The organism is Pseudomonas khavaziana (genome assembly GCF_036704165.1).
GTDB classification, from domain to species: Bacteria; Pseudomonadota; Gammaproteobacteria; order Pseudomonadales; family Pseudomonadaceae; genus Aquipseudomonas; species Aquipseudomonas khavaziana.
Window position 1 is genome coordinate 79,935 of record NZ_CP129946.1, and the last position, 25,723, is coordinate 105,657.

Below are 25,723 nucleotides of genomic sequence, written 5' to 3' on the forward strand. Positions count from 1 at the left end.
GCCTCTTTTGCTGCTAATACTGACTCACCGTGCCGCACTCAATCGCCCTTCCCGATGCTGGCCAATGGCTGACCCAGAGCCTTCTGAGCCCCTTGCCCACGCCCCTGACCCTCAATTGGCTGTTTGACGAAGGCTCGCTGACGCGACGGCTGACGTGGCTGTCCAACGACGGTTTCAGCGTGACGCCGCTGTTCGAAGGCTGGCAGCCATTGCGCGATGATGAATGCGCGGCCCTTGGCTTGGCCCAGGCCAGTGTCGGCTGGGTACGTGAGGTGTATCTGCGTGGGCATGACCAGCCGTGGGTATTTGCCCGCAGCGTGGCGGCGCGCAGTGCCTTGCAGGGCGACGGCCTGCACATGGACGAGCTGGGTAGCCGTTCGCTGGGCGAGTTGCTGTTCTGCGACCACGCGTTTACCCGCCAGGCCATTGAGGTGTGTCGCTACCCCCGACCATGGCTGCCGACAGCAGACCAGACCGACGGCTTGTGGGCGCGCCGCTCACGCTTTGACCGCGGATCGCTGAGCGTGCTGGTAGCGGAAGTCTTCCTGCCGGGTTTCTGGCACGCGCTGCATGACCATCCGGAGAACTGCTGATGTATCAACGTCTGCTCATGTCCCTGAACCGCCTGAATCCCAGGGCCTGGGATTTCATTCAGTTGACGCGCATGGACAAGCCGATCGGCATCTATCTGCTGCTATGGCCGACGCTATGGGCGCTGTGGATCGCCGGCAAGGGTTCGCCGTCTCTGCTCAATATTGTGATCTTTGTACTTGGTGTAGTGCTGACCCGCGCCGGCGGCTGTGTGATCAATGATTGGGCCGACCGTAAGGTTGACGGCCATGTGAAGCGCACCGAGCAACGCCCACTGGTGAGCGGCAAGATCAGTTCGAAAGAAGCATTAGTATTTTTTGCCGTGTTGATGGGCATCAGCTTCCTGCTGGTGCTGCTGACCAACGCCTCCACCATCCTGCTGTCCCTGGGTGGCCTGGCGTTGGCAGCCAGCTACCCGTTCATGAAGCGCTACACCTATTACCCGCAGGTGGTGTTGGGTGCTGCGTTTTCCTGGGGCATGCCGATGGCATTTACCGCAGAAACCGGCCACCTGCCGGCTACGGCATGGTTGCTGTATATCGCCAATCTATTGTGGACGGTGGGCTACGACACTTATTACGCGATGACCGACCGCGATGACGACTTGAAGATCGGGGTGAAATCCACCGCCATTCTGTTTGGCGATGCTGATCGCGTGATCATTATTACCCTGCAAGGGCTGTCGCTGGTCTGTCTGTTGCTGGCCGGCGCGCGGTTCGAGCTGGGCGGCTGGTTCCACCTCGGCCTGCTGGCGGCGGCAGGCTGCTTTGCCTGGGAGTTCTGGTACACCCGAGACCGGGACCGGATGAAATGCTTCAAGGCGTTCTTGCACAACCACTGGGCGGGGTTGGCGATTTTTGTCGGGATTGTGGTGGATTACGCAGTTCGGTAGTGCAGGACCGACGCCATCGGGGGCAAGCCCCTCCCGCATTTTGATTTGTGAATACAATCAAGTGTGGGAGGGGGCTTGCCCCCGATGGATCCAGCAGCGCAGCAGACTTAAGGCTTGATGATGTGCCAGGCGCCACCCTTGCCATCCCCGGTCTTGTCACCGGCCTTCTTGTCGTCCTTGTAGGTGTAGACCGGCTTGCCTTTGTAGGCCCACTGGCTGGTCTGATCGTCACGGGTAATCACCGTCCAATCGCCGGTCTTCGTATCTGTGGATTCAGCTTTCAACGGTGGCCAGTTGGTCGCGCACTCGTCCTTGCACACTGACTTGCCATCAGCATCCTTATCGAAGGTGTAGAGCGTCATGCCCTTGTGATCCACCAGCAGACCACCTTGGGTCATCGCCGGCTCTGCCGCAAACGCCAGGCCCGGCAGGGTCAACACCGCCGTAACCAGCAGGGCTTTCCAGGAAACAGTGCTGTAAGTCATCGGAACCTTCCTATTGTGGTTGTCAGGATTCGGACCCAAAGGGTAGACCAGAGTGCCATGAATTGCCCAAGTGACTAAATTACTGTCACACGACTGCAATAATTCCGTTATCTAATGCGGCGCAAGACAGTTAAATGACAAGAGGATTTTAGGCATGGTTGGCAGGAGCATTCTGATTGTTGACGACGAAGCGCCCATTCGCGAGATGATCGCCGTTGCGTTGGAAATGGCCGGCTATGACTGCCTGGAGGCGGAGAACTCCCAGCAGGCCCACGCCATTATCGTCGACCGCAAGCCGGACCTGATCCTGCTCGACTGGATGCTGCCCGGCACCTCGGGTATCGAGCTGGCCCGGCGCCTCAAGCGTGACGAGCTGACCGGGGATATCCCGATCATCATGCTCACCGCCAAGGGCGAAGAGGACAACAAGATCCAGGGCCTGGAAGTCGGCGCCGATGACTACATCACCAAGCCGTTTTCCCCACGGGAACTGGTCGCACGCCTGAAAGCCGTGTTGCGCCGAGCCGGCCCGACCGATGGCGAGGCGCCAATCGAAGTCGGCGGCCTGCTGCTCGACCCGATCAGCCACCGCGTGACCATCGACGGCAAGCCCGCCGAGATGGGCCCGACCGAATACCGCCTGCTGCAATTTTTCATGACCCACCAAGAGCGCGCTTACACCCGTGGCCAATTGCTGGACCAGGTGTGGGGCGGCAACGTCTATGTGGAAGAGCGCACCGTTGACGTGCATATCCGTCGCCTGCGCAAAGCCTTGGGCGATGCCTACGAGAATCTGGTACAAACCGTGCGCGGTACCGGCTATCGGTTTTCCACCAAAAGCTGAGCCAGCCCTCCCCTCCCTTAACAGCTGACAAGGACGCATGTTTAAGTGAACCAGAACTGGCATGGCACCCTGATCCGCCACATGCTACTGCTGCTCACGGCTTGCCTGCTGGTGGGCCTGGTCAGCGGCTATTACGGCTGGAGCCTGGCTGCCGGCATCGCCCTGTACCTGGGCTGGACCCTCAAGCAATTGCTGCGCCTGCATGAATGGCTGCGCCAGCACAAACCCGACGAAGCACCGCCCGATGGCTACGGCCTGTGGGGCGAAGTGTTTGACAGCATCTACCACCTCCAACGCCGCGACCAACGGGTCCGCGGGCGCTTGCAAGCGGTGATCGACCGGGTGCAGGAATCTACCGCCGCGCTCAAGGACGCGGTGATCATGCTCGACAGCGACGGCAACCTGGAATGGTGGAATCGCGCCGCCGAGACCCTGCTGGGCCTCAAGACTCCCCAGGACAGCGGCCAGCCGGTGACCAACCTGGTGCGCCACCCGCGCTTCAAGGAATACTTCGAGCAGGACAACTACGAAGAAGCCCTGGAAATCCCCTCGCCTACCAATGACCGCGTACGCATCCAGCTGTACCTGACGCGCTACGGCAACAACGAACACTTGATGCTGGTGCGCGACGTCACCCGCATCCACCAGCTGGAACAGATGCGCAAGGACTTCGTCGCTAACGTCTCCCACGAGTTGCGCACGCCCTTGACGGTGATCTGCGGTTATCTGGAGACGCTGCTGGACAACGTCGACGAGATCAACCCGCGCTGGAGCCGCGCCCTGCAGCAGATGCAGCAGCAGGGGTCGCGCATGCAGACCCTGCTCAACGACCTGCTGTTGCTGGCCAAGCTCGAGGCCACTGATTACCCCTCGGATAACCAGCCAGTGGCCGTACACAGCTTGCTGCAGACCATCAAGAACGACGCCCAGGCCCTTTCCGGTGAACGCGGCCAGCAGATCAGCCTGGAAGCCGACCCACAGGTGTCGCTCAAGGGCAGCGAAGGCGAGTTGCGCAGCGCGTTTTCCAACCTGGTGTTCAACGCGGTGAAGTACACCCAGGACCAGGGCAATATCCGTATCCGCTGGTGGGCCGACGAACAGGGTGCGCACCTGAGTGTGCAGGATTCCGGCATCGGCATCGACGCCAAGCACCTGCCGCGCCTGACCGAACGTTTCTACCGCGTGGACTCCAGCCGCAACTCCAACACTGGTGGCACCGGGCTCGGCCTGGCCATCGTCAAGCATGTATTGTTGCGCCATCGGGCACGCTTGGAAATCAGCAGCGTGCTTGGACATGGCAGTACGTTTACCTGCCACTTTCCGACGACGCAGGTCACGCGTTCGCGGCTCGCCGGAAATGATGAATAACTTAAATATTGCACAAAACCAACTGTGGGAGGGGGCTTGCCCCCGATAGCGGTCAACCAGACACAGATGTGCTAATTGACACACTGCTATCGGGAGCAAGCCCCCTCCCACATCGGATTTGTATGCTTTTGGAGAACAGGTTCCAAGCCCGCCCGGCAGCAGGCACTAGGCAAGCGCGCCGTCAGCCGCTACATTGGCCGACTTGCGCCTGCTTTTCAGGCCCACCTTTCATCCCCTATTGAACACACGGAACCTGCAAAACCCCATCATGGACCCTTCCCCTGGTATCACCCTCGCGACACTCTTCGCCGATTTCGGCATGATTCTTTTTGCACTGGTCCTGGTACTGCTCAACGGTTTCTTCGTTGCGGCGGAATTTGCCATGGTCAAGCTGCGCGCTACCCGCGTCGAGGCCATCGCCCACAAGAACGGCTGGCGCGGGCAGATCCTGCGTACCGTACACAGCCAGCTCGACGCCTACCTGTCGGCCTGCCAGCTGGGTATCACCCTGGCGTCCCTGGGCCTGGGCTGGGTCGGTGAGCCAGCTTTTGCGCACATCCTGGAGCCTATGCTGGGCGCGATCGGCGTGCAGTCGCCGGAAGTGATCAAGGGCGTGTCGTTCTTTGCCGCCTTCTTCGTGATTTCCTACCTGCACATCGTGGTCGGTGAGCTGGCGCCCAAGTCCTGGGCGATTCGCAAGCCCGAGCTGCTGTCGCTGTGGACGGCGGTGCCGCTGTACCTGTTCTACTGGGCAATGTACCCGGCCATCTACCTGCTCAATGCCAGCGCCAACGCCATCCTGCGCATCGCCGGCCAGGGCGAGCCTGGCCCGCACCATGAACACCATTACAGCCGCGAAGAACTCAAGCTGATCCTGCACTCCAGCCGTGGCCAGGACCCGAGCGACCAAGGCATGCGCGTACTGGCCTCGGCAGTGGAAATGGGCGAGCTGGAAGTGGTCGACTGGGCCAACTCCCGGGAAGACCTGGTCACCCTGGACTTCAACGCCCCGCTCAAGGAAATCCTCGCGCTGTTCCGTCGCCACAAATTCAGCCGTTACCCGGTATATGACGCGGTCCGCAATGAGTTCGTCGGCCTGTTGCATATCAAGGATTTGCTGCTGGAACTGGCCGCTCTGGACCACATCCCCGAATCGTTCAACCTGGCCGAACTGACCCGCCCGCTGGAGCGCGTCTCGCGGCATATGCCGTTGTCGCAACTGCTGGAGCAGTTTCGCAAAGGCGGCGCGCACTTCGCCCTGGTGGAGGAAGCCGACGGCAAGATCATCGGCTACCTGACCATGGAAGACGTGCTGGAAGTGCTGGTGGGCGATATCCAGGACGAACACCGCAAGGCCGAACGCGGCATCCTCGCCTACCAGCCCGGCAAACTGCTGGTGCGTGGCGACACGCCGTTGTTCAAGGTGGAACGCCTGCTGGGCGTCGATCTGGATCACATCGAAGCCGAGACCCTGGCCGGGCTGATCTACGACACGCTCAAGCGCGTGCCGGAAGAGGAAGAAGTGCTGGAAGTTGAAGGCCTGCGGATCATCATCAAGAAGATGAAAGGGCCGAAGATCGTACTGGCCAAGGTGTTGCTGCTGGACTGACCTTCGATTGCCCAATGCAAAATTGGGCAATGTCCCGAGCGTCGTCACGCCCCTGAACGATCGTCAAGCAGGCAGCGCGTTAAAACAGATATCCACATTCATCTGGGCGGCAGCCGAAAGATTGACTAACGCATCCAGAGAACACTTATTGATCTTACCGTTGAGCACATCGTTCAGGCGGGGTTGGCTGATACCCAGTCTTTGCGCCGCATCCTTCTGGGAAAGCTCCCAGCTGCGAATGGTGTTGCACAATTCCAACAGCAACTTTGAGCGCAAGCGCATATTGGCTGCTTGCACGGGCGTGTCTTCCAGAGCATCCCACACACAGTTGAAACGCTCGGTATGTAACTTTTGATTTGTCATGGGCTTAACCTAACTCCTGCAATCTGGCGCGAGCCAGCTCGATATCCCGCCCTTCGGTTTTCTGTGTGGTCTTGCGCAACGCGTGCAGCACGTAGACAGCTTCCGGCCGATTGACCACATAGAACACTCGAAACGCTCCCGATTCCTCAGTGATCCGGATCTCCTTGACGCCCCTTCCGATCGTTTTCATCGGTTTGCAATCAAAGGGCTGTTCACCCTGTTGCAATAGATCCAACTGAAAACCGACTGCCCTTCGGGCGTCGAGAGGAAAATCCTTGAGATCCTTGAGCGAGCTTCCTAGAAACACCACATCCTTGTGCCTTGGCATTGGCTTCTCCTTTCCTGGAAAGAAAAAGCGTAATCGACGATTCAGCCAAAAGCGGTGGGGGTTTGTTTCAAGACATAGCAAAGGCTCAAGACCACTGGGGTCTTATCGAGAGACTATATCGAAACAGATATAAATCAAGCCTACTGACGAGAATCAGATATTCGGTCAATTTCCGCTGTTCAGGCGATCAAGCACCCGGCACAAAATGCTTCTGCGCCGTACCACGCGCAATCAGGCGCGAGATGTAGTCCAGCTTCTGCGCATCCTGGTCGATAAAGCGGAAGGTCAGCTGCAGCCAATCACTATCCGGCCTGGGTTCGAAGGCGACGATGGCGTGCAGGTAGCCATTGAGCCGTGCGACTTCGGCGTTCTCACCCTGCTCGAGGTCGAGCACCGCGCTTTCCAGGACCTGGGGCAGCACTTCACCACGCCGCACCACCAGCAACGCTTCCTTGATGCTCAGGGCCTTGATCACGCATTGCTGGGTGCCACTTGAAAGGCGCAACTGGCCCTGGCCGCGACCGCCAGCCGGCGACGCTGCCGCTGGCGCTTGTACGGGTGGGTTGTTGAGCAGGCCTTTGCTGGGGGCCACCGCGACGGGAGCCGACTTGACCGCTTCGGGCTTGCCGCCGGTCAGGGCGCTCAGGGAGTCGTTGCCGAAAGCCGAGTTCATCTTGGTCGGCGCGCTGGCGATCAGTGCATCGAGGCGGCCGATCTTGTGCAGGGCCTGCTTGACCTTGTTCAGCAACTGCTCGTTGGTGAACGGCTTGCTCACATAACCAGAAACGCCGGCCTGGATCGCCTGCACCACGTTTTCCTTGTCGCCACGACTGGTCACCATCACGAACGGCATGGCCTTCAGATGGGCTTGCCCGCGGCACCAGGTCAAGAGCTCAAGGCCGGACATCTCCGGCATTTCCCAGTCACACAGCACCAAGTCGAAGGTCTCGCGCATCAGGATGGATTGCGCCTTTTTGCCGTTCACCGCATCTTCGATCTTGATCCCGGGGAAGTAATTGCGCAGACACTTCTTCACCAGGTCGCGAATGAACGAGGCGTCATCCACCACCAACACACTGACTTTACTCATCGACCCTTTATCCTATAAAAACTTCGGCACGCAAAACGCCTGACTGATGGCATTTTGCCAAAACTCGCCAGTCACAGCGGGGCTTTTTTCACTATCGCGTTCAAATTCAGCCCGCGCAAAAAATTCGGTGCCACAAACGAAAACGCCCGGCCAAAGGCCGGGCGTTAATTTCTCGGGCAACTTACTTATCGTCAGTTTCACCCGGAACATTAGGGATTAGATCAGCAGTGCCTTCAACTTCGGCTTTCATGCGCTTGAGGCCCATGTGCCGTACGTCGGTGCCGCGCACCAGATAAATCACCAATTCCGAGATATTGCGTGCGTGGTCGCCGATACGCTCCAGGGAACGCAGCACCCAGATGATGTTCAACACCCGCGAGATCGAGCGCGGATCTTCCATCATGTAGGTGGCCAGTTCGCGCAACGCGGTCTTGTATTCGCGGTCGATGGTCTTGTCGTACTGGGCCACCGACAACGCCAGTTCGGCGTCAAAGCGGGCGAAGGCGTCGAGGGCATCACGCACCATGTTGCGCACCTGGTCGCCGATGTGGCGCACTTCCACGTAGCCGCGGGGCGCTTCACCTTCTTCGCACAGCTGGATGGCGCGGCGGGCGATCTTGGTGGCTTCGTCGCCGATACGCTCCAGATCGATCACCGACTTGGAGATGCTGATGATCAAACGCAGGTCGGAGGCCGCCGGCTGGCGACGGGCGAGAATGCGCAGGCACTCCTCGTCGATATTGCGCTCCATCTGGTTGATCTGGTCATCGATCTCGCGCACCTGCTGGGCCAGGCCCGAGTCGGCCTCGATCAGCGCGGTGACCGCATCGTTGACTTGCTTCTCCACCAGTCCGCCCATCGCCAGGAGGTGGCTGCGCACTTCCTCGAGCTCGGCGTTGAACTGCGCGGAGATGTGATGGGTAAGGCCTTCTTTGCTAATCATGTTGGCGTCCTTGGAGCGTCCGGTAAGGTGCGGAGAACCGCAGCGTCAGTACAATCAGAACCACAGCGCCCTAGCCGTAGCGACCGGTGATGTAGTCTTCGGTCTGCTTTTTCGCCGGATTGGTGAACAGGGTATCGGTATCGCCGAATTCCACCAGCTTGCCCATGTACATGAACGCGGTGTAGTCGGACACCCGCGCCGCCTGTTGCATGTTGTGGGTCACGATGACGATGGTGAACTTGGACTTGAGCTCGTAGATCAGCTCTTCGACTTTCAGGGTCGAGATCGGGTCGAGGGCCGAACACGGTTCGTCGAGCAGCAGCACTTCTGGCTCCACGGCGATGGTACGGGCGATCACCAGGCGTTGCTGCTGGCCACCGGACAGGCCGAGAGCCGACTCGTGCAGGCGGTCCTTGACCTCGTCCCACAGGGCTGCACCCTTGAGGGCCCATTCAACCGCTTCGTCGAGGATGCGCTTCTTGTTGATGCCCTGGATGCGCAGGCCGTAGACCACGTTTTCGTAGATGGTCTTGGGGAACGGGTTGGGCTTCTGGAACACCATGCCCACGCGGCGCCGCAGCTCAGCCACGTCTTCGCCCTTGCGATAGATGTTGGTGCCGTAGAGGTTGATGGCGCCTTCTACGCGACAACCGTCGACCAGGTCATTCATGCGGTTGAAGGTGCGCAGCAGCGTGGACTTGCCGCAACCGGAGGGGCCGATAAAGGCCGTCACGCGCTGCTTGGGGATGTTCATGCTGACGTCGAACAGCGCCTGCTTGTCGCCGTAGTAGAGGCTCAGGCCCGGGACTTCGATGGCCACGGTTTCCTGGGCCAGGCTCAGGCTCTGCTTGTCGCGACCCAGGGCAGACATGTTGATGCCGTGGGAATGGTTTTCGTGTTGCATGGGATGCTCCCTGTGCTACCAATTCATTTCAGTGAGCCGCGGCGATAGGCCTGCGGTTACATCATTCTTCTGTAGGAGCGAGCTTGCTCGCGAAGCTCGTTAACGATAACGCGGGGCGCCTGGATGAACGCGGTGCCCTTGCGTTTCTCGCGAGCAAGCTCGCTCCTACAGGGTTATCAGCTGTCCAGCGCCTTGTATTTTTCGCGCAGGTGGTTACGGATCCACACCGCCGACAGGTTGAGCGTGGCGATCACCAGCACCAGCAGCAACGCGGTGGCGTACACCAGCGGCCGTGCGGCTTCGACGTTGGGGCTCTGGAAGCCGACGTCATAGATATGGAAGCCCAGGTGCATGATCTTCTGGTCCAGGTGCAGGTACGGGTAGTTGCCGTCCAATGGCAGCGACGGCGCCAGTTTCACCACACCCACCAGCATCAGCGGCGCCACTTCACCGGCGGCGCGGGCCACGGCGAGGATCATGCCGGTCATCATCGCCGGGCTGGCCATCGGCAGCACGATCTTCCACAGCGTTTCCGCCTTGGTCGCGCCCAATGCCAGGGAGCCCTCGCGCACGGTGCGAGGAATGCGCGCCAGGCCCTCTTCGGTGGCCACGATCACCACCGGTACCGCCAGCAGCGCCAGGGTCAGCGAGGCCCACAGCAAGCCCGGGGTGCCGAAGGTCGGCGCCGGCAAGGCTTCGGCGAAGAACAGGCGGTCAACCGAACCACCCAATACATAGACGAAGAAACCCAGGCCGAACACGCCGTAGACGATAGCCGGTACGCCAGCCAGGTTGTTCACGGCAATACGGATGATCCGCGTCAGGGTGTTCTGCTTGGCGTATTCACGCAGGTACACGGCCGCCAGCACGCCGAACGGGGTCACGATCATCGCCATGATCAGGGTCATCATCACGGTGCCGAAGATGGCCGGAAAAATCCCGCCTTCGGTGTTGGCTTCCCGTGGGTCGTCGCTGAGGAATTCCCAGACTTTGCTGAAGTAGAAGCCGATCTTGGTCAGTGTGCCCATGGCGTTCGGCTGGTAGGCGTGCACCACTTTGCCGATGCCGATTTCCACTTCCTTGCCGTTGCCGTCGCGGGCGGTCAGGGCATCGCGGTTGAACTGGGCGTGCAGGTCAGCAAGGCGCGCCTCGATGTCCTGGTAGCGGGCATTCAGTTCGGCGCGGTCGGCATCCATATCGGCCTGGGCGGCGGCGTCGAGCTTGCCTTCCAGTTCCAGTTTGCGACCGTGCAGGCGGATGCGCTCGAGCCCGGCGTTGATCGCGCCGATATCGGATTTTTCCAGGGTCTTGAGCTGGGCGGCGAGCTGGTTGACGCGCGCGACCCGGGCTTGCAGCTCCGGCCACGCGGCTTCGCCTTCGGCGATGACCTTGCCATCCTGCTTGACGTTGACCAGGGTGCCGTAGAAGTTGCCCCACTCACGCCGCTCGATGGCCATGAGGTTGGTCGGCTTGGTCTGATCCTTCAACCACTCGCCGACAATCCAGGTGAAGTCGTTGCCGTTCAGGTCGCGGTTGCCGACCTTGATCAGCTCGCGGGTCATGAACTCAGGGCCTTCGTCCGGCACCGGCAGGCCAGCGCTTTTCAGGCGCTCACGCGGCACTTCTTCTTTCTGTACCACTTCGCCGATGACGATGTGGTTGGCCTGGCCCGGCACGTTGTAGTTGGCCTGGATCAGGTCGGCCGGCCAGAAGTGACCCAAGCCACGCACCGCAATCACAGCCAGCAGACCAATGGTCATGATGACCGCGATGGACACCGCGCCACCACTGATCCAGACGCCGGGAGCGCCGCTCTTGAACCATCCATTCAGGGAGTTCTGTTTCACAGACTTCTACCTTTCTTAAAGCGACGAGTATTTCTTGCGCAGACGCTGACGAATCAGCTCCGCGAGGGTGTTCATGATGAAGGTGAACAACAGCAGCACCAGTGCCGAGAGGAATAACACGCGGTAGTGACTGCCGCCGACTTCCGACTCGGGCATTTCCACCGCGACGTTGGCCGCCAGCGTGCGCAGGCCCTCGAACAGGTTCATCTCCATCACCGGGGTGTTGCCGGTAGCCATCAGCACGATCATGGTCTCGCCGACAGCACGGCCCATGCCGATCATCAGTGCCGAGAAGATGCCTGGGCTGGCGGTGAGGATGACCACGCGGGTCATGGTCTGCCAGGGCGTGGCGCCCAGGGCCAGGGAGCCCAGGGTCAGGCCGCGCGGTACGCTGAACACGGCGTCTTCGGCGATGGAGTAGATGTTCGGGATCACCGCAAAGCCCATGGCGAGGCCGACCACCAGGGCGTTGCGCTGGTCGTAGGTGATGCCCAGGTCGTGGGAGATCCACATGCGCATGTCGCCGCCGAAGAACCAGGTTTCCAGGTACGGGCTCATGTACAGCGAGAGCCAGCCCACGAACAGGATCACCGGGATCAGGATCGCGCTTTCCCAGCCGTCCGGCACCCGCAGGCGGATCGACTCAGGCAGGCGGCTAAAGACGAAGCCAGCGACCAGGATGCCAATCGGCAGCAGCATCAGCAGGCTGAAAATCCCCGGCAGATGCCCTTCCACATACGGCGCCAGGAACAGGCCGGCGAAGAAGCCAAGGATCACCGTCGGCATGGCTTCCATCAGCTCGATCACCGGCTTGACCTTGCGGCGCAGGCTCGGGGCCATGAAGTACGCGGTGTAGATCGCCGCGGCAACCGCCAGTGGCGCCGCCAGCAGCATGGCGTAGAACGCGGCCTTCAAGGTCCCGAAGGTCAGCGGCGCCAGGCTCATCTTGGGTTCGAAGTCGGTGTTGGCGGCGGTGGACTGCCAGACGTATTTAGGCTCGTCGTAGTTTTCGTACCAGACCTTGCTCCACAACGCGCTCCACGAGACTTCCGGATGCGGATTGTCGAGCAGCAAGGGTTGCAGCTTGCCACCGGCCTCGACGATCACACGGTTGGCCCTAGGCGACATGCCGAACAGACCCTGGCCGTCGACCACCGGATCGACCAGCAGAGTGCGATGGGCGGTGCTGTGGAACACGCCAAACTGGCCAGACGCGTCGAGGGCGGTGAAGCCTTTGCGGCGCTCTTCGGCACTGATTTCGACGATGGGCGCAGTGCCCATCTGGAAGGTACGGATCTGCTTGAGGCGTTGCTCGCCATCCGGGTCGCGGGCCATGAACCACTGCGCCAGGCCACCTTTGGAATCGCCCATGATCAGAGAAATGCCACCCACCAGCTGGGTGCTGGCGGTGATTTCAGCATCGCCGTTTTCCAACAACTTGTAGCGACCATTGAGGCTCTTGTCGCGCAGGCTGAACACATCGGCCAGGGCGCGACCGTTGATCACATACAGCCACTGCTGGCGCGGGTCGATGAAAATCGCCTTCACCGGTTCAGTCATCTGTGGCAGCTCGACACGCTTCTGCTCACTGGTGACTTCACCGGTCATCATGTTTTCTTCGCGGCTCAGGGTCAGCACGTTCAGGTGCGAACCGGCTGAACCTGCAACCACCAGCGAGGTGTCGGTGGCGTTGAGGGCGACGTGTTCCAGTGGGCGACCGGCGTCATCCAGCACGATCGGCGTCTCGCCGTAGGGGTATTCGATCGCCGGGCTGATGGTTTTCTTGCCGTCTGGGTACGACACTTTATAGGTGTGGCGAAACACCAGGGTCTGGCCATTGGATAAGCCGAGGATCACCAACGGGCTGCCTGGCTGGTCTTCACCAATGGAGACCACGCTGGTACCGGCTGGAAGCGGCAGGTCGACACGCTTGAGTTCAGCGCCGCTGTCCACTTCAAAGAACAATGCCTGGCCCTTGTCGGAAACCCGCATGGCAACTTGGTTCTGCTCTTCTAGAGAGATCATCAACGGCTTGCCAGCGTCCTGCATCCAGGCGGGCGTCAGCGCGTCTTCCTTGGTCAGCGAAGCGCCCTGGAACAGCGGCGCGACGACGTAGGCGAGGAAGAAGAAGATCAGGGTAATGGCCGCCAGCACGGCGAGCCCGCCGACCAGCACATACCAGCGGGTAAAGCGATCCTTGAGCGCGCGGATGCGGCGCTTGCGTTGCAGCTCAGGCGTATTGAAATCAATGCGCTTGGGAGGAGAAGTTGTCGTCATGGTGGAATTGGCCAGATCATTCATGCGCACACCCTAGCGATCCTGTATGACAGAAAGATGACAGTGCAGTGACGCAACAAATCCGCCGCGAAGCAAAGCTGGCAGCGGATTGAAATTAGGAGGTTCTGTAGGAGCGAGCTTGCTCGCGAAGATCGTCAACAATAACGCGCCGTTTCTGAATAAACGCGGTGCCCTATCGCCTTTCGCGAGCAAGCTCGCTCCTACAGAAAGGCCGGTCTTACCCGGCCCAGCTACTTAGTTGCCTTCTTTCAGACCCAGGTCAGCCAGTGCCTTGGCGGCCACTTTGGCTGGCAGTGGGATGTAGCCGTCTTTCACCACGACTTCCTGGCCCTGCTTGGACAGCACCAGTTTCACGAACTCGGCTTCCAGCGGGGCCAGAGGCTTGTTCGGGGCTTTGTTGACGTAAACGTAGAGGAAGCGCGACAGCGGGTATTTGCCGTTCAGGGCGTTTTCTTCGCTGTCTTCGATGAACTCAGTGGTGCCTTTCTTGGCCAGGGGCACGGTCTTCACGCTGGCGGTCTTGTAACCGATACCCGAGTAACCGATGCCGTTCAGCGAAGAGCTGATCGACTGCACGACCGAAGCCGAGCCAGGTTGTTCGTTCACGTTCGGCTTGTAGTCGCCTTTGCACAGGGCTTCTTCCTTGAAGTAGCCGTAGGTGCCGGATACCGAGTTACGACCGAACAGCTGCACTGGTTTGTTGGCCAGGTCGCCGGTCACACCCAGGTCGCCCCAGGTTTTAACGTCGGCTTTGGCACCGCACAGGCGAGTCGAAGAGAAGATCGCGTCGACTTGTTCCATGGTCAGGTGCTGGATCGGGTTGTCCTTGTGCACGAATACCGCCAGGGCGTCCACGGCAACCGGGATAGCGGTGGGCTTGTAGCCGTACTTCTGCTCGAAGGCCGCCAGCTCCGTGTCCTTCATCTTGCGGCTCATCGGGCCCAGGTTGGAGGTGCCTTCGGTCAGCGCAGGTGGCGCGGTGGCGGAGCCGGCAGCTTGAATCTGGATGTTGACGTTCGGGTATTCCTTCTTGTAACCCTCGGCCCATAGGGTCATCAGGTTGGCCAGGGTATCGGAACCGACGCTGGACAGGTTGCCCGACACACCAGTGGTCTTGACGTAAGCCGGAATTGCCGGATCAACACCAGCGGCCACCGCGTTGGCGGTCGCAACGCCAGCAGCGACAAAAGTCATTGCCGCCATCAAACGTTTCAGTTTCATGCCTTGCTCCTAGCAGATAGGGATAATTGGATCGGGGCCAAGTATCGGGAGGCCGTGTGAACACTCTATGTCTTAAATATGACAATTAGATGAAAGGCCACTATCGGGAAGCGAAGGTATGCGAGGTAAAACACCGAACAAACACTTTCATTGTGGCGAGGGAGCTTGCTCCCGTTGGACTGCGCAGCAGTCCCATCTTTAAGGGCCGCTTCGCGCCCCAGCGGGAGCAAGCTCCCTCGCCACAGTGGATCAGGCTGGCTTTAGCGACCGCGTTTCCACAAATACCCGCCCACTAGCATCCCCATCACACAAAGGGCAGCAACATAGTAAGCCGGGCCCATTGGGCTTTCCTTCATCAGCAGCGACACCGCCAATGGCGTCAGCCCACCGAACACGGCATAGGCGACGTTGTAGGAGAACGACAGGCCACTGAAACGCACCACTGGCGGGAACGCCTTGACCATCACGTAGGGCACCACACCGATGGTGCCGACAAACAGGCCGGTCAAGGCGTACAGCGGGAACAGCCAGTCCGGGTGGGCCATCAGGCTGTGATAGAGCGTCCAGGAGGTTGCCAGCAGCAGCGCGCAACCGGTGACCAATACGCGGCCGGCGCCAAAACGGTCGGCCAGGGCACCCGAGGCGATGCAACCCAGGCTCAGAGTGACGATGGCCAGGCTGTTGGCTTGCAGCGCAACCGTAGGGCTGAAGTGATACACGGTTTGCAACACGGTCGGGGTCATGAGGATAACCACCACGACACCGGCCGACAAAAGCCAGGTCAGCAGCATCGACAACACGATGGCGCCGCGGTGGTCACGCAGCACTGCGCGCAATGGCAGCTCGGCAGCCAGGGTCTTGCGTTGCTGCATCTCGGCGAAAATAGGTGTTTCATGCAGCCAGCGGCGCAGGTACACCGACAGCAGGCCGAATACACCGCCGAGCAGGAACGGGATCCGCCAGGCGTAATCGGAGACCTGCTCCGGGGTATAGGCCGTATTGATGGCGGTGGCCACCAGCGAGCCCAGCAAGATACCGGCGGTGAGGCCGCTGGTCAGGGTGCCGCAGGCGTAGCCGATGTGGCGCGGCGGCACGTGCTCGGAGACAAACACCCAGGCGCCGGGTACCTCGCCGCCAATCGCCGCGCCCTGGATGACGCGCATCAGCAGCAGTAGGAGCGGCGCCCATAGGCCAATCTGCGCGTAAGTCGGTAGCAGGCCCATGATCAGGGTCGGCACGGCCATCATGAAGATGCTCAGGGTGAACATCTTCTTGCGCCCCAGCAGGTCACCGAAGTGCGCCATGATGATGCCGCCCAAGGGACGCGCCAGGTAGCCGGCGGCGAAGATGCCGAAGGTCTGCATCATGCGCAGCCATTCGGGCATGTCGACGGGGAAGAACAGTTTCCCGACCACAGTGGCGAAAAACACGAAGATGATGAAGTCGTAGAACTCCAGCGCCCCGCCCAAGGCAGACAGCGACAGGGTTTTGTAGTCGTTGCGGGTCAGCGGGCGCGAGGGTTGCGCACTGCTTGCGGGCACGGAAGACATGGCAAGGTTTCTCTTATAGTAGTCAGGACGGCAAGCCCGGGACTTGCGGCAGGCTTGGCAAGATAGCAAATCGCTTCAAAAAGCACAGCGTCGAGCCTTTAACAGTTCAGTGGCAGGCAATCTTATCGACGCAGGCCAGCGCTCAACTCGGCCAGGAGCACAGTTGCCGGAAAAAGCCCCGATACAGCGTCTATTTACCGACCAAATGAGCCTTGGGAGGTCGTCGCGGCGCCAGCGTCTCGATATACTCGGCCCCTGCAAGCGCAGAACCGCGGTCTTGAGGGCTGCTGTGCCAAACGCCGTTGGGGCCGCCCAGCCGGTTTGGCAGAGTTTCCCTTTAGCACGCCTTACGAGAAACGCGTCGAACGCGTATGTTTGTGCTGAAACGTTTTTCCAATAGTCGGCTATCCACTTTGCACCACTTATAAGAAGCGTCACGGGTCAGAGGCACCCCCGGCATGATCGAACTCGAACAAGAAGATCCTATCCCGCAAGGCGATCTCGCCCTGCAAATCACTGCACTCCCGCGTGAAACCAACGGTTTTGGCGATATCTTCGGCGGCTGGCTGGTCGCGCAGATGGACCTGGCCGGCACAGCAATGGCCAGCAAGGTTGCCGGTGGGCGAGTGGCGACTGTGGCTATTGACCGCATGGCCTTCCTGGTACCGGTGGCGGTGGGCGCGCAGCTTTCCTTCTATACCCAGGCCCTGGAAATTGGCCGCAGCTCGATCCAGATGATGGTCGAGGTGTGGAGCGATGACCCGCTGTCCAGCGAATGGCGCAAGGTGACCGAGGCGGTATTTGTGTTCGTCGCCATCGATGGCAGCGGTCGCACGCGGTCGGTACCGTCACGGGCGCGTTAAACATCGCCGGGTTTTGACGGTCAATTGCCCCATTGCCTGCCATTGAGAGAGCTTTGTTATGCCTACGCCCCACGTTGAAACGGTGAAAGTCGACGAGCTGGACTGCTGGCGCATTCGCCACAACGGCGCCGAACTGATGGTGGCCCGGCAGGGTGCGCATATTTTCAGTTATCAGCGTCAGGGCGAGCAGCCGCTGATCTGGCCGAACCCAGAAGCGGTGTTCCAACCGGGCAAAGGCATTCGAACCGGCGTGCCGGTGTGCTGGCCGTGGTTTGGTGTGTTCGACCGTAACCCGCAAAGCGTCAAGGCCATGCGCAAGAGCGAGCAACCTGCCGGTGCCCACGGTTTTGTGCGCACCGCGCTTTGGGAATTGGCCGAGACTGCAATTGAAGGTGAAGCCCTGCGCATCGAGTTGGTGCTGCCGGTGCCTGCGGGCGGTTTTCCCGACTGGCCTCATCAGGTCAACTTGAAGTTAAGTCTGCTGTTGGACGATCGACTGCATATTCAACTGACCAGCCACAATCTAGGCACCGGCACCGTGACCCTAAGCCAGGCACTGCACACCTACTTCGCCGTGAGCGATGTGCGCAACGTGCAGGTCGAAGGCCTGGATGGCTTGGCGTATATCGATACCGCCGACGGCTGGACCGAGAAGCAGCAAGCCGGCCAGCTGCAGTTCACCGCCGAGACGGATCGAATCTATCTGGATACGCCGGCGCAGTTGAGCATTGTCGATCAAGACTGGCAGCGCCGCGTCCAACTCACCAGCCAGGGCTCGAACTCAACGGTGGTCTGGAACCCGTGGACCGAACGAGCCAAGGCGCTTGATGACATGGCCGATGACGGCTGGCAGGGCATGTTGTGCATCGAAACGGCAAATGTGCTGGATGACGTGGTGAGCCTGGCGCCCGGTGAAAGCCACACCTTGGGCGTGAGCATCACCAGTATCACTTTGTAAACCCGATCAAATGTGGGAGGGGGCTTGCTCCCGATAGCTTTGGTTCAGTCAATATCTTAAGTGACTGAAGCACCGCTATCGGGAGCAAGCCCCCTCCCACATTGGTTATGTGTAGGGTTTTAGAGATCGGATTCCTTCACTACCCGCACTTTCCCCGCCTCCAGCGCATACGCTGCGTCCGCCAAGTCATTGTTGACTTTCTCCACCTTCAACGTGCCCGTCACCCAGAGCGGCGTGTAGATATCATCCAGCTTCAACCCCTTGGGATATCGCACCAGCACCAGTTGGTTAGGCGGCGGTGGCGGCACATGGATGCAGGCGCCCGGATACGGCACCAGGAAGAACAGCGTGCTGCGACCTTTGGCATCGGTTTCCAACGGCACTGGATAGCCGCCAATGCGGATGTTCTTGCCGTTCATGGCCGCCACGGTCTTGGTGGAATACATCACCGCGGGCAAGCCTTTGCTCTGTTTCAACCCACCTTTGTCGGTGAACGTGCCTTGGGCTTCGGGGGAATTGTGGTCGATCTCGGGCATGGCTTCGAGGGCTTTCTGGTCCGAAAGCGGCATCAGCTCAAGCCAGTCAGTTTCCGGCAGTTCGCCAGCATGGGTCAGGCCAGGGGCCAGCAGCAGAAGGGTCAATAGAAGACGGCGCATGGAGAGGCTCGGCAAATACAAGTGCCGAGCATTCTAGCCCCCTGCGCCTGCGCAGCGCAGAGGACTTTGTCGGCTGATTACTTCTTTTTGATCAGGCCGTAGATCACCAGCAACACGATGGCACCCACCAGTGCGCCGATGAAGCCCGCACCCTGGCCTGCCTGGTAGATCCCCAGTGCCTGGCCGCCGTAGGTCGCGGCCAGAGAGCCGGCGATACCCAGCAGGATGGTCATGATCCAGCCCATGCTGTCGTCGCCAGGCTTGAGGAAACGCGCCAGCAGGCCAACGATCAAGCCGATAAAGATGGTTCCAATGATACCCATGGCATTTCCCTCTGATTGAATATGAGTCATGACAAAGCCTAGCCAGGCTTTGTCATCCTGCAATCAGAGAGACGACGGTGACCAATGGTTCCCGTCGTCTGCTGGGTTATTGCTCGGCGATCAACGCTTCGACCTTGAGGATCTGCGCTTGCAGGGTCGCACGGTCCTTGCAACGCAGGTTGGCATGACCGACCTTGCGTCCGGCCTTGAAGGCCTTGCCGTAGTGGTGCAGGTGGCAGTCGTCGATGGCGATTACCCGTTCAACCGGCGGTACCACGCCAATGAAATTGAGCATGGCGCTTTCGCCGACCTTGGCCGTAGAGCCCAACGGCAAACCCGCTACCGCCCGCAGGTGGTTTTCGAACTGGCTGCACTCGGCGCCTTCGGTGGTCCAATGCCCGGAGTTATGCACGCGGGGCGCGATCTCGTTGGCCTTGAGGCCGCCGTCGACCTCAAAGAACTCGAACGCCATCACACCGACGTAATCCAGCTGCTTGAGCACACGACTGGAATAGTCCTCGGCGAGGGCCTGCAACGGGTGATCGGTGCTGGCCACGGACACCTTGAGAATGCCGTTGACGTGGGTGTTGTGCACCAAGGGGTAGAAACGGATCTCGCCATCGCGGGCTCGCACGGCAATCAGCGAGACTTCGCCGGTGAACGGCACGAAGCCTTCCAGCAGGCAAGGAACGCTGCCCAGTTCGGCGAAAGTGCCGACCACGTCGGCTTCGCTGCGCAGGACTTTCTGGCCCTTGCCGTCGTAACCCAAAGTGCGGGTTTTCAACACGGCCGGCAGGCCGATGCTGGTGACAGCGGCGTCCAGGTCCGCCTGGGACTGGATGTCGGCGAAGGCCGGGGTCGGGATGCCCAGGTCCTTGAACATACTCTTCTCGAACCAGCGGTCGCGAGCGATGCGCAAGGCTTCGGCGCTCGGGTAAACCGGTACGAATTGCGACAGGAAGGCCACGGTTTCGGCCGGGACGCTTTCGAACTCGAAGGTCACCAGGTCGACTTCATCGGCCAGTTGTCGCAGATGGTCCGGGTCGCTGTAGTCAGCACGCAGGTGTTCACCCAGGGCGGCGGCGCAGGCGTCCGGCGCCGGATCCAGAAAAGCGAAATTCATTCCCAGCGGAGTGCCCGCCAGGGCGAGCATGCGGCCCAGTTGGCCGCCACCGATTACACCGATTTTCATCGTCAACAACCTCAGGCGATACGTGGGTCTGGATTGTCCAGCACGCTGTCTGTCTGCTCGGCACGGAATTTTTTCAGCACCGCATGAAACTGCGGGTGCTTGGCGCCCAGGATGCTGGCGGACAGCAAGGCTGCGTTTATCGCGCCAGCCTTGCCGATCGCCAGGGTCGCCACCGGGATACCGGCTGGCATCTGCACGATGGACAACAGGGAGTCCACGCCCGAGAGCATCGCCGACTGCACCGGCACGCCAAGCACCGGCAGGTGGGTCTTGGCTGCACACATGCCTGGCAGGTGCGCCGCACCACCAGCACCGGCGATGATCACCTCGATGCCACGGGATTCTGCTTCATCGGCATACTGGAACAGCAGATCCGGGGTGCGGTGGGCAGAGACCACCTTCACTTCATACGGAATGCCGAGTTTTTCCAGCATATCGGCGGTGTGGCTAAGGGTGGACCAATCGGACTTGGAGCCCATGATCACGCCAACCAATGCACTCATCGTCGTGCCTCTTCTCTCTGGGCGCCCGCAGGCGCGTCAAAAAACAACAAGCCACGCGGGAAATCCGGCGTGGCTTGTTGTACGAATTAGTTTCGGGCCAGAACTGCCTACGCTCAATCAGGCTGCGTTAAAAACAAACTCGGAATGCTCATTGGCTAAAGCCAACTCCGCTTCCTCGCTTGTTTTTGCCTTGCCTGATCTTCGCTCGGCGAGTTCTGACCTCGAAACGCGGCCGGTTGGACCGGCCGAAGGCCGCGCAGTATACCGTAATAATCCAGATAAACAGCCCCTGGAATGACCATCTGTCTAGCCGCCCAAACCGGCGGTTTTATTGACTCTTGAGTCAGTCCCCTACACCGCAAAACCCTGTGGGAGGGGGCTTGCTCCCGATAGCGGTGTTTCAGTGTCCTAATCAGCGCCTGACACACCGCTATCGGGAGCAAGCCCCCTCCCACATTGGATCTGTGTCAGGCTCAAGTATTCTGCGCAGCCCCGCCTTCCAACTTACGCCACAACAACCGCACATTCGCCTTGCGCACCAATGCACAGCGATACAAACGAATCTCCAGCGGTACATGCCATTGCGACCCTCCGCACACCACCAGTTCACCGCGTGCCAACTCCGCACGCACACTCAGCTGCGGCACCCAGGCGATACCCAAGCCTTCAAGGGCCATGCTCTTGAGGCTGTCGGCCATGGCAGTTTCATAAATGGTCGTGAAACGCAGGGCGCGCTGGCGCAGCAGCAGATTCACCGAGCGGCCCAGGAATGCGCCGGCACTGTAGGCGAGCAGCGGCACACTGCCCTCACCTTCCAGGTCGAACAGCGGCTTGCCGTCCGCATCGGCGGCGCACACCGGGAGCATCTCGGTGTTGCCCAGATGCAGGGACGGGAAGATCTCGGCGTCCATCTGCATCGCGGCATCCGGGTCGTAGAACGCCAGCATCAGGTCGCAGCCTCCTTCGCGAAGGGCATGCACGGCATCACCGACGTTGGTGGCGACCAGTCGCGTGGCGATGTTCAGGCCCTCGTTGCGCAACTGTGCGATCCAACGTGGGAAGAAGCCCAATGCCAGGGAGTGGGCAGCGGCCACCTGCATGACTTCGCCCTGCCCGCCTTCCAGGTGATGCAAATGGCGCAATACTTCGCCCAGCTGTTCGACCACCGTGCGCGCCGTCACCAGGAACAGCTGCCCCGCCGCCGTCAATTCCACAGGCGTGCGTGAGCGGTTGACCAGGGTCAGGCCCAACGCGGCCTCAAGGCTACGGATACGGCGACTGAACGCCGGCTGGGTGACAAAGCGCCGTTCCGCAGCCTGGGAAAAACTGCGAGTGGCCGCCAGGGCGCTGAAGTCTTCCAGCCATTTGCTCTCAAGGTTCATCACTTCCTCCCAAGGGTATGCACCATTTTGGCACACACGCCCGCCATCATAGCTGGGTCACATCCACATTATGCCGTTTGTGCATAGGCCAGTGTTTAACAGCATTGGCCCAAAAAGTTCTACAAGCCTAGCATTCGCAGCGTTCCGGCCAGTTCCGGGTCCATATCGAGATGATTTCCGTCATGTCCTCCGCTGCATCTTTCCGTACAGAAAAAGACCTGCTTGGCGTACTCGAAGTACCGGCTCAAGCGTATTACGGCATCCAGACCCTGCGAGCGGTGAATAATTTCCGCCTCTCGGGCGTTCCGATTTCGCATTACCCGAAATTGGTGGTCGGCCTGGCGATGGTCAAGCAAGCAGCGGCGGACGCCAACCGCGAACTGGGCCAGCTCAGCGATGCCAAGCACGCTGCCATCAGCGAAGCTTGTGCCCGCCTGATCCGCGGCGACTTCCACGAAGAATTCGTGGTGGACATGATTCAAGGCGGCGCCGGCACTTCAACCAACATGAATGCCAACGAAGTCATCGCCAACATCGCGTTGGAGGCCATGGGTCACCAGAAGGGCGAATACCAGTACCTGCACCCCAACAACGACGTGAACATGGCGCAGTCGACCAACGACGCCTACCCGACTGCGATCCGCCTGGGTCTGCTGTTGGGCCATGACGCTCTGCTGGCCAGCCTCGATAGCCTGATCCAGGCGTTCGCCGCCAAAGGCGCCGAGTTCAGCCACGTGCTGAAAATGGGTCGCACCCAATTGCAAGACGCCGTGCCGATGACCCTCGGCCAGGAATTCCGCGCCTTCGCCACCACCCTGGGTGAAGACCTGGCGCGCCTGAAAACCCTGGCGCCGGAGCTGCTCACCGAAGTCAACCTGGGCGGCACCGCCATCGGTACCGGCATCAACGCCGACCCGCGCTACCAGGCCCTCGCCGTACAACGCCTGGCGACCATCAGCGGCCAGCCGCTGGTGCCGGCAGCCGACCTGATCGAAGCCACCTCCGACATGGGCGCCTTCGTGCTGTTCTCCGGCATGCTCAAGCGTACTGCCGTGAAGCTGTCGAAGATCTGCAACGACCTGCGCCTGCTGTCCAGCGGCCCGCGTACCGGCATCAACGAGATCAACCTGCCGGCGCGCCAGCCAGGCAGCTCGATCATGCCCGGCAAGGTCAACCCGGTGATCCCGGAAGCCGTTAACCAGGTTGCATTCCAAGTCATCGGCAACGACCTGGCCCTGACCATGGCAGCCGAAGGCGGCCAACTGCAACTGAACGTGATGGAGCCGCTGATCGCCTTCAAGATCTTCGACTCGATCCGCCTGCTGCAACGCGCCATGGACATGCTGCGCGAGCACTGCATCGTCGGCATCACCGCCAACGAAGCCCGCTGCCGCGAACTGGTGGAGCACTCCATCGGCCTGGTCACAGCGCTGAACCCGTACATCGGCTATGAAAATGCCACCCGCATCGCGCGTATCGCCCTTGAAAGCGGCCGCGGCGTGCTGGAACTGGTGCGTGAAGAAGGCTTGCTCGACGACGCCATGCTCGACGACATCCTGCGCCCCGAAAACATGATTGCCCCACGCCTGGTTCCGTTGAAGGCCTAAGCGTTTGTTGCACCGCTCACCAGGTTGAGGGACTAGACACCTCTCACCTTTTGAGGGCCTGAAGGCTCGTTCTTCAGGCCCTTTTTTTTGCTTGTAGGAGCGAGCTTGCTCGCGAAAAACGTAAGGAGACCGCAATCATCCAGACAGCCAACTTCATCGTTAACGACCTTCGCGAGCAAGCTCGCTCCTACAAACCTTTAATCAGCCCGTGCAGACGGATCAGTCTCGCCTAGGTATAGTGCCGCCCCTCTCGCGTCTGCGGCCATCGGTAACGAGGCCCGGGTACCACGCGACACCGCATGAATAACAACACCCGCAAAAGGATTGGGGTCGAACGGTCGTGCACTGCCTGGTGCCATACGACGTGTCGGACCGTCCTGCGTTTGCCATCAGAAAAATCAGCGAGGAACACTCCATGCTCGAAGTCATCAACGACTTCCTCTCAGGGAAAGTACTGATCGTGCTCATAGTCGGGCTCGGCGGTTATTTCACGATCCGCTCGCGTTTCGTTCAACTGCGTCACTTTTTCCACATGTTCTCGGTGTTTAAAGACAGCCTCAAGAGCAGTGCCGGCCAACTCAGCTCGTTCCAGGCGCTGATGCTCAGCCTGGCGGGCCGCGTGGGTGCCGGTAACATTGCAGGCGTAGGTATTGCCGTGACCCTGGGTGGCCCGGGCGCCGTGTTCTGGATGTGGGTCACCGCACTGGTGGGCATGTCCTCGAGCTTCATCGAGTGCTCCCTTGGCCAGCTGTACAAGCGCACCGACGCCGAAGGCACCTACCGTGGCGGCCCGGCGTATTACATCCAGCATGGCCTGCACAAACGCTGGCTGGGCATGGTCATGGCGTTCCTGCTGCTGGTGACCTTCGGTTTTGCCTTCAACGGCCTGCAAGCCCACGCCGTGACCCACTCGCTGAACAATGCCTTCGGCCTCGACACCACTTACACCGGCCTTGCACTGGCGGTGTTGCTGGGCCTGGTGTTCATTGGCGGGATCAAGCGTATCGCCTCGATCGCCGACCTGCTGGTGCCGGTCAAGACCCTGGTCTACATCGCCGTGACCCTGTACGTGATCGTGCTGCAATTCGACCACGTACCCGCCATGCTCGCGACCATCGTCAAGAGCGCCTTCGGCCTCGACCAAGCCTTCGGTGGCCTGGTCGGCAGCGCAATCATCATGGGTGTGAAGCGCGGCGTATTCGCCAACGAAGCCGGCTTGGGCAGTGCGCCTAACGTGGCGGCAGTCGCCTCGGTGGAACACCCGATTGCCCAAGGTGTGGTGCAAGCGTTCAGCGTGTTCCTCGACACGTTCATCATCTGCACCTGCACCGCGTTGCTGATCCTGCTCTCCGGTTTCTACACCCCGGGCTTTGAAGGCGACGGCATTGCCCTGACCCAGAACTCCCTGGCGGCGGTGGTCGGCGACTGGGGCCGCATGTTCATCTCGGTGGCCCTGGCGTTGTTCGTGTTCACCTCGATCATGTACAACTACTACCTGGGCGAGAGCAACCTGCGCTTTCTGGTCGGCAACAACCGCAAAGTGCTGATGGGTTATCGCGCCTTGGTGCTGGTGCTGATCTTCTGGGGTTCCATCGAGAACCTGAGCACCGTGTTCGCCTTCGCCGACATCACCATGACCATGCTGGCCTTCGTCAACCTGTTCGCCCTGGCGTTCCTGTTCAAGATTGCCATGCGCATCCTCAACGACTACGACAACCAGCGCGCGGCGGGTATCAAGACCCCGGTGTTCGACTCCAGCCAGTTCCCTGACCTGGACCTGGACCGCAAGGCGTGGCCGGCCAACCCGGTAAAACCGGAGCCTGCCGTGCAAGCCACTGCTGAATCAACCGCCCCTGCGCAACGCTAAGCGTAGATAGATGACACGCCGCCCGGCCTTGGGCATGCT

At 60.4% G+C, this 25,723-nt stretch carries 25 protein-coding genes and 1 pseudogene; 10 read left to right on the top strand and 16 right to left on the bottom strand.

The window, feature by feature from the left end; translation table 11 throughout:
• Positions 1 to 29: 29 nt before the first annotated feature.
• Both QYQ93_RS00360 and ubiA read left to right on the top strand, forming a co-directional pair.
• Complete coding sequence (locus tag QYQ93_RS00360) at positions 30 to 593, top strand: chorismate--pyruvate lyase family protein (RefSeq protein ID WP_043048117.1); 564 nt, start codon at positions 30 to 32, stop codon at positions 591 to 593.
• Positions 593 to 1,483, top strand: a complete 891-nt coding sequence (gene ubiA / locus QYQ93_RS00365) for a 4-hydroxybenzoate octaprenyltransferase (RefSeq protein WP_043048118.1) — start codon at positions 593 to 595, stop codon at positions 1,481 to 1,483. Before QYQ93_RS00360 ends, ubiA begins: the two co-directional genes overlap by 1 nt.
• A gap of 107 nt (positions 1,484 to 1,590) precedes the next feature.
• Here ubiA and QYQ93_RS00370 read toward each other — a convergent pair whose 3' ends face one another.
• Positions 1,591 to 1,968, bottom strand: a complete 378-nt coding sequence (locus tag QYQ93_RS00370) for a hypothetical protein (RefSeq protein ID WP_043048119.1) — start codon at positions 1,966 to 1,968, stop codon at positions 1,591 to 1,593.
• A gap of 154 nt (positions 1,969 to 2,122) precedes the next feature.
• Here QYQ93_RS00370 and phoB point away from each other — a divergent pair, with 154 nt between their 5' ends.
• The 3 genes from phoB (at position 2,123) to QYQ93_RS00385 (ending at position 5,789) form a co-directional block, all read left to right on the top strand.
• On the top strand, positions 2,123 to 2,812 hold the full coding sequence (phoB, locus tag QYQ93_RS00375; protein ID WP_016703132.1) for a phosphate regulon transcriptional regulator PhoB: 690 nt from the start codon (positions 2,123 to 2,125) through the stop codon (positions 2,810 to 2,812).
• 81 nt (positions 2,813 to 2,893) lie between these two features.
• Positions 2,894 to 4,180 carry a phosphate regulon sensor histidine kinase PhoR gene (gene phoR, locus QYQ93_RS00380; protein ID WP_235387828.1) on the top strand — a complete coding sequence of 429 codons (1,287 nt, stop codon included), beginning with the start codon at positions 2,894 to 2,896 and terminating at the stop codon, positions 4,178 to 4,180.
• A 268-nt stretch (positions 4,181 to 4,448) separates the two neighbouring features.
• Entirely contained in the window at positions 4,449 to 5,789 is a 1,341-nt protein-coding gene (locus QYQ93_RS00385; protein WP_043048122.1) for a hemolysin family protein, read from the top strand.
• Between the two features lie 63 nt (positions 5,790 to 5,852).
• Here the strand turns inward: QYQ93_RS00385 and QYQ93_RS00390 are convergent, their stop codons facing one another.
• The 10 genes and pseudogenes from QYQ93_RS00390 to QYQ93_RS00430 form a co-directional block, all read right to left on the bottom strand.
• Complete coding sequence (locus tag QYQ93_RS00390; protein WP_043048123.1) at positions 5,853 to 6,152, bottom strand: helix-turn-helix domain-containing protein; 300 nt, start codon at positions 6,150 to 6,152, stop codon at positions 5,853 to 5,855.
• 4 nt (positions 6,153 to 6,156) lie between these two features.
• Positions 6,157 to 6,480 (bottom strand): type II toxin-antitoxin system RelE/ParE family toxin, encoded by a 324-nt coding sequence (locus tag QYQ93_RS00395; RefSeq protein ID WP_043048124.1) that lies wholly within the window; start codon positions 6,478 to 6,480, stop codon positions 6,157 to 6,159.
• A 187-nt stretch (positions 6,481 to 6,667) separates the two neighbouring features.
• Positions 6,668 to 7,570: a response regulator gene (locus tag QYQ93_RS00400; protein WP_043048125.1), complete on the bottom strand. Its 903-nt coding sequence runs from the start codon at positions 7,568 to 7,570 to the stop codon at positions 6,668 to 6,670.
• Positions 7,571 to 7,751: 181 nt separating this feature from the next.
• Positions 7,752 to 8,513 (bottom strand): phosphate signaling complex protein PhoU, encoded by a 762-nt coding sequence (gene phoU / locus QYQ93_RS00405; protein ID WP_043048127.1) that lies wholly within the window; start codon positions 8,511 to 8,513, stop codon positions 7,752 to 7,754.
• Between the two features lie 70 nt (positions 8,514 to 8,583).
• Positions 8,584 to 9,417 (bottom strand): phosphate ABC transporter ATP-binding protein PstB, encoded by an 834-nt coding sequence (gene pstB / locus QYQ93_RS00410; protein WP_034116465.1) that lies wholly within the window; start codon positions 9,415 to 9,417, stop codon positions 8,584 to 8,586.
• 176 nt (positions 9,418 to 9,593) lie between these two features.
• A complete protein-coding gene (gene pstA / locus QYQ93_RS00415) occupies positions 9,594 to 11,264 on the bottom strand; it encodes a phosphate ABC transporter permease PstA (protein ID WP_043048129.1) in 1,671 nt (556 codons plus the stop codon).
• Between the two features lie 15 nt (positions 11,265 to 11,279).
• Positions 11,280 to 13,313 (bottom strand): ABC transporter permease subunit, encoded by a 2,034-nt coding sequence (locus QYQ93_RS00420; RefSeq protein WP_338477300.1) that lies wholly within the window; start codon positions 13,311 to 13,313, stop codon positions 11,280 to 11,282.
• A gap of 483 nt (positions 13,314 to 13,796) precedes the next feature.
• Complete coding sequence (locus QYQ93_RS00425; RefSeq protein WP_043048135.1) at positions 13,797 to 14,783, bottom strand: phosphate ABC transporter substrate-binding protein PstS; 987 nt, start codon at positions 14,781 to 14,783, stop codon at positions 13,797 to 13,799.
• A 152-nt stretch (positions 14,784 to 14,935) separates the two neighbouring features.
• Positions 14,936 to 15,034 (bottom strand): annotated as a pseudogene (locus tag QYQ93_RS28455) (N-acetyltransferase); the annotation flags it as partial.
• Positions 15,035 to 15,043: 9 nt separating this feature from the next.
• On the bottom strand, positions 15,044 to 16,333 hold the full coding sequence (locus tag QYQ93_RS00430; RefSeq protein ID WP_043048136.1) for an MFS transporter: 1,290 nt from the start codon (positions 16,331 to 16,333) through the stop codon (positions 15,044 to 15,046).
• Between the two features lie 458 nt (positions 16,334 to 16,791).
• On the opposite strand from QYQ93_RS00430, the gene QYQ93_RS00435 reads away from it, so the two are divergent.
• Together QYQ93_RS00435 and QYQ93_RS00440 are read left to right on the top strand one after the other, a co-directional pair.
• Positions 16,792 to 17,196 (top strand): acyl-CoA thioesterase, encoded by a 405-nt coding sequence (locus QYQ93_RS00435; protein ID WP_003176975.1) that lies wholly within the window; start codon positions 16,792 to 16,794, stop codon positions 17,194 to 17,196.
• Positions 17,197 to 17,254: 58 nt separating this feature from the next.
• Entirely contained in the window at positions 17,255 to 18,154 is a 900-nt protein-coding gene (locus QYQ93_RS00440; protein ID WP_043048137.1) for a D-hexose-6-phosphate mutarotase, read from the top strand.
• 119 nt (positions 18,155 to 18,273) lie between these two features.
• On the opposite strand, the gene QYQ93_RS00445 is transcribed toward QYQ93_RS00440, so the two are convergent.
• The 4 genes from QYQ93_RS00445 to purE all read right to left on the bottom strand — a co-directional run bounded on the left by QYQ93_RS00445 (position 18,274) and on the right by purE (position 20,828).
• Entirely contained in the window at positions 18,274 to 18,810 is a 537-nt protein-coding gene (locus QYQ93_RS00445) for a DUF3299 domain-containing protein (protein WP_043048138.1), read from the bottom strand.
• 77 nt (positions 18,811 to 18,887) lie between these two features.
• On the bottom strand, positions 18,888 to 19,133 hold the full coding sequence (locus QYQ93_RS00450) for a GlsB/YeaQ/YmgE family stress response membrane protein (protein WP_005792540.1): 246 nt from the start codon (positions 19,131 to 19,133) through the stop codon (positions 18,888 to 18,890).
• Between the two features lie 106 nt (positions 19,134 to 19,239).
• Positions 19,240 to 20,325, bottom strand: coding sequence for a 5-(carboxyamino)imidazole ribonucleotide synthase (locus tag QYQ93_RS00455; protein WP_338476017.1), 1,086 nt, complete (start codon positions 20,323 to 20,325; stop codon positions 19,240 to 19,242).
• An 11-nt stretch (positions 20,326 to 20,336) separates the two neighbouring features.
• Positions 20,337 to 20,828: a 5-(carboxyamino)imidazole ribonucleotide mutase gene (gene purE, locus QYQ93_RS00460; RefSeq protein WP_003176980.1), complete on the bottom strand. Its 492-nt coding sequence runs from the start codon at positions 20,826 to 20,828 to the stop codon at positions 20,337 to 20,339.
• On the opposite strand from purE, the gene QYQ93_RS00465 reads away from it, so the two are divergent.
• Complete coding sequence (locus tag QYQ93_RS00465; protein ID WP_338476018.1) at positions 20,803 to 21,126, top strand: hypothetical protein; 324 nt, start codon at positions 20,803 to 20,805, stop codon at positions 21,124 to 21,126. The two genes, purE and QYQ93_RS00465, sit on opposite strands and share 26 nt — an antisense overlap.
• Before the next feature lie 175 nt (positions 21,127 to 21,301).
• Here QYQ93_RS00465 and QYQ93_RS00470 read toward each other — a convergent pair whose 3' ends face one another.
• Positions 21,302 to 22,210, bottom strand: a complete 909-nt coding sequence (locus tag QYQ93_RS00470; RefSeq protein ID WP_057726084.1) for a LysR substrate-binding domain-containing protein — start codon at positions 22,208 to 22,210, stop codon at positions 21,302 to 21,304.
• A gap of 182 nt (positions 22,211 to 22,392) precedes the next feature.
• Between QYQ93_RS00470 and aspA the strand changes: the two genes are divergently transcribed.
• Complete coding sequence (gene aspA / locus QYQ93_RS00475) at positions 22,393 to 23,817, top strand: aspartate ammonia-lyase (RefSeq protein WP_043048143.1); 1,425 nt, start codon at positions 22,393 to 22,395, stop codon at positions 23,815 to 23,817.
• A 415-nt stretch (positions 23,818 to 24,232) separates the two neighbouring features.
• Positions 24,233 to 25,684 carry an alanine/glycine:cation symporter family protein gene (locus QYQ93_RS00480; protein WP_043048144.1) on the top strand — a complete coding sequence of 484 codons (1,452 nt, stop codon included), beginning with the start codon at positions 24,233 to 24,235 and terminating at the stop codon, positions 25,682 to 25,684.
• Positions 25,685 to 25,723 lie beyond the last annotated feature (39 nt).

What these genes read in the sequence shown, in the direction of transcription:
- ubiA (WP_043048118.1), top strand. Translation starts at nt 593, where the DNA reads ATGTATCAACGTCTGCTCATGTCCCTGAACCGCCTGAATCCCAGGGCC.
- QYQ93_RS00370 (WP_043048119.1), bottom strand. Translation starts at nt 1,968, where the DNA reads ATGACTTACAGCACTGTTTCCTGGAAAGCCCTGCTGGTTACGGCGGTG.
- phoB (WP_016703132.1), top strand. Translation starts at nt 2,123, where the DNA reads ATGGTTGGCAGGAGCATTCTGATTGTTGACGACGAAGCGCCCATTCGC.
- phoR (WP_235387828.1), top strand. Translation starts at nt 2,894, where the DNA reads ATGCTACTGCTGCTCACGGCTTGCCTGCTGGTGGGCCTGGTCAGCGGC.
- QYQ93_RS00385 (WP_043048122.1), top strand. Translation starts at nt 4,449, where the DNA reads ATGGACCCTTCCCCTGGTATCACCCTCGCGACACTCTTCGCCGATTTC.
- QYQ93_RS00390 (WP_043048123.1), bottom strand. Translation starts at nt 6,152, where the DNA reads ATGACAAATCAAAAGTTACATACCGAGCGTTTCAACTGTGTGTGGGAT.
- QYQ93_RS00395 (WP_043048124.1), bottom strand. Translation starts at nt 6,480, where the DNA reads ATGCCAAGGCACAAGGATGTGGTGTTTCTAGGAAGCTCGCTCAAGGAT.
- QYQ93_RS00400 (WP_043048125.1), bottom strand. Translation starts at nt 7,570, where the DNA reads ATGAGTAAAGTCAGTGTGTTGGTGGTGGATGACGCCTCGTTCATTCGC.
- phoU (WP_043048127.1), bottom strand. Translation starts at nt 8,513, where the DNA reads ATGATTAGCAAAGAAGGCCTTACCCATCACATCTCCGCGCAGTTCAAC.
- pstB (WP_034116465.1), bottom strand. Translation starts at nt 9,417, where the DNA reads ATGCAACACGAAAACCATTCCCACGGCATCAACATGTCTGCCCTGGGT.
- QYQ93_RS00420 (WP_338477300.1), bottom strand. Translation starts at nt 13,313, where the DNA reads ATGCAGGACGCTGGCAAGCCGTTGATGATCTCTCTAGAAGAGCAGAAC.
- QYQ93_RS00425 (WP_043048135.1), bottom strand. Translation starts at nt 14,783, where the DNA reads ATGAAACTGAAACGTTTGATGGCGGCAATGACTTTTGTCGCTGCTGGC.
- QYQ93_RS00430 (WP_043048136.1), bottom strand. Translation starts at nt 16,333, where the DNA reads ATGTCTTCCGTGCCCGCAAGCAGTGCGCAACCCTCGCGCCCGCTGACC.
- QYQ93_RS00435 (WP_003176975.1), top strand. Translation starts at nt 16,792, where the DNA reads ATGATCGAACTCGAACAAGAAGATCCTATCCCGCAAGGCGATCTCGCC.
- QYQ93_RS00440 (WP_043048137.1), top strand. Translation starts at nt 17,255, where the DNA reads ATGCCTACGCCCCACGTTGAAACGGTGAAAGTCGACGAGCTGGACTGC.
- QYQ93_RS00445 (WP_043048138.1), bottom strand. Translation starts at nt 18,810, where the DNA reads ATGCGCCGTCTTCTATTGACCCTTCTGCTGCTGGCCCCTGGCCTGACC.
- QYQ93_RS00450 (WP_005792540.1), bottom strand. Translation starts at nt 19,133, where the DNA reads ATGGGTATCATTGGAACCATCTTTATCGGCTTGATCGTTGGCCTGCTG.
- QYQ93_RS00455 (WP_338476017.1), bottom strand. Translation starts at nt 20,325, where the DNA reads ATGAAAATCGGTGTAATCGGTGGCGGCCAACTGGGCCGCATGCTCGCC.
- QYQ93_RS00465 (WP_338476018.1), top strand. Translation starts at nt 20,803, where the DNA reads ATGATCACGCCAACCAATGCACTCATCGTCGTGCCTCTTCTCTCTGGG.
- purE (WP_003176980.1), bottom strand. Translation starts at nt 20,828, where the DNA reads ATGAGTGCATTGGTTGGCGTGATCATGGGCTCCAAGTCCGATTGGTCC.
- QYQ93_RS00470 (WP_057726084.1), bottom strand. Translation starts at nt 22,210, where the DNA reads ATGAACCTTGAGAGCAAATGGCTGGAAGACTTCAGCGCCCTGGCGGCC.
- aspA (WP_043048143.1), top strand. Translation starts at nt 22,393, where the DNA reads ATGTCCTCCGCTGCATCTTTCCGTACAGAAAAAGACCTGCTTGGCGTA.
- QYQ93_RS00480 (WP_043048144.1), top strand. Translation starts at nt 24,233, where the DNA reads ATGCTCGAAGTCATCAACGACTTCCTCTCAGGGAAAGTACTGATCGTG.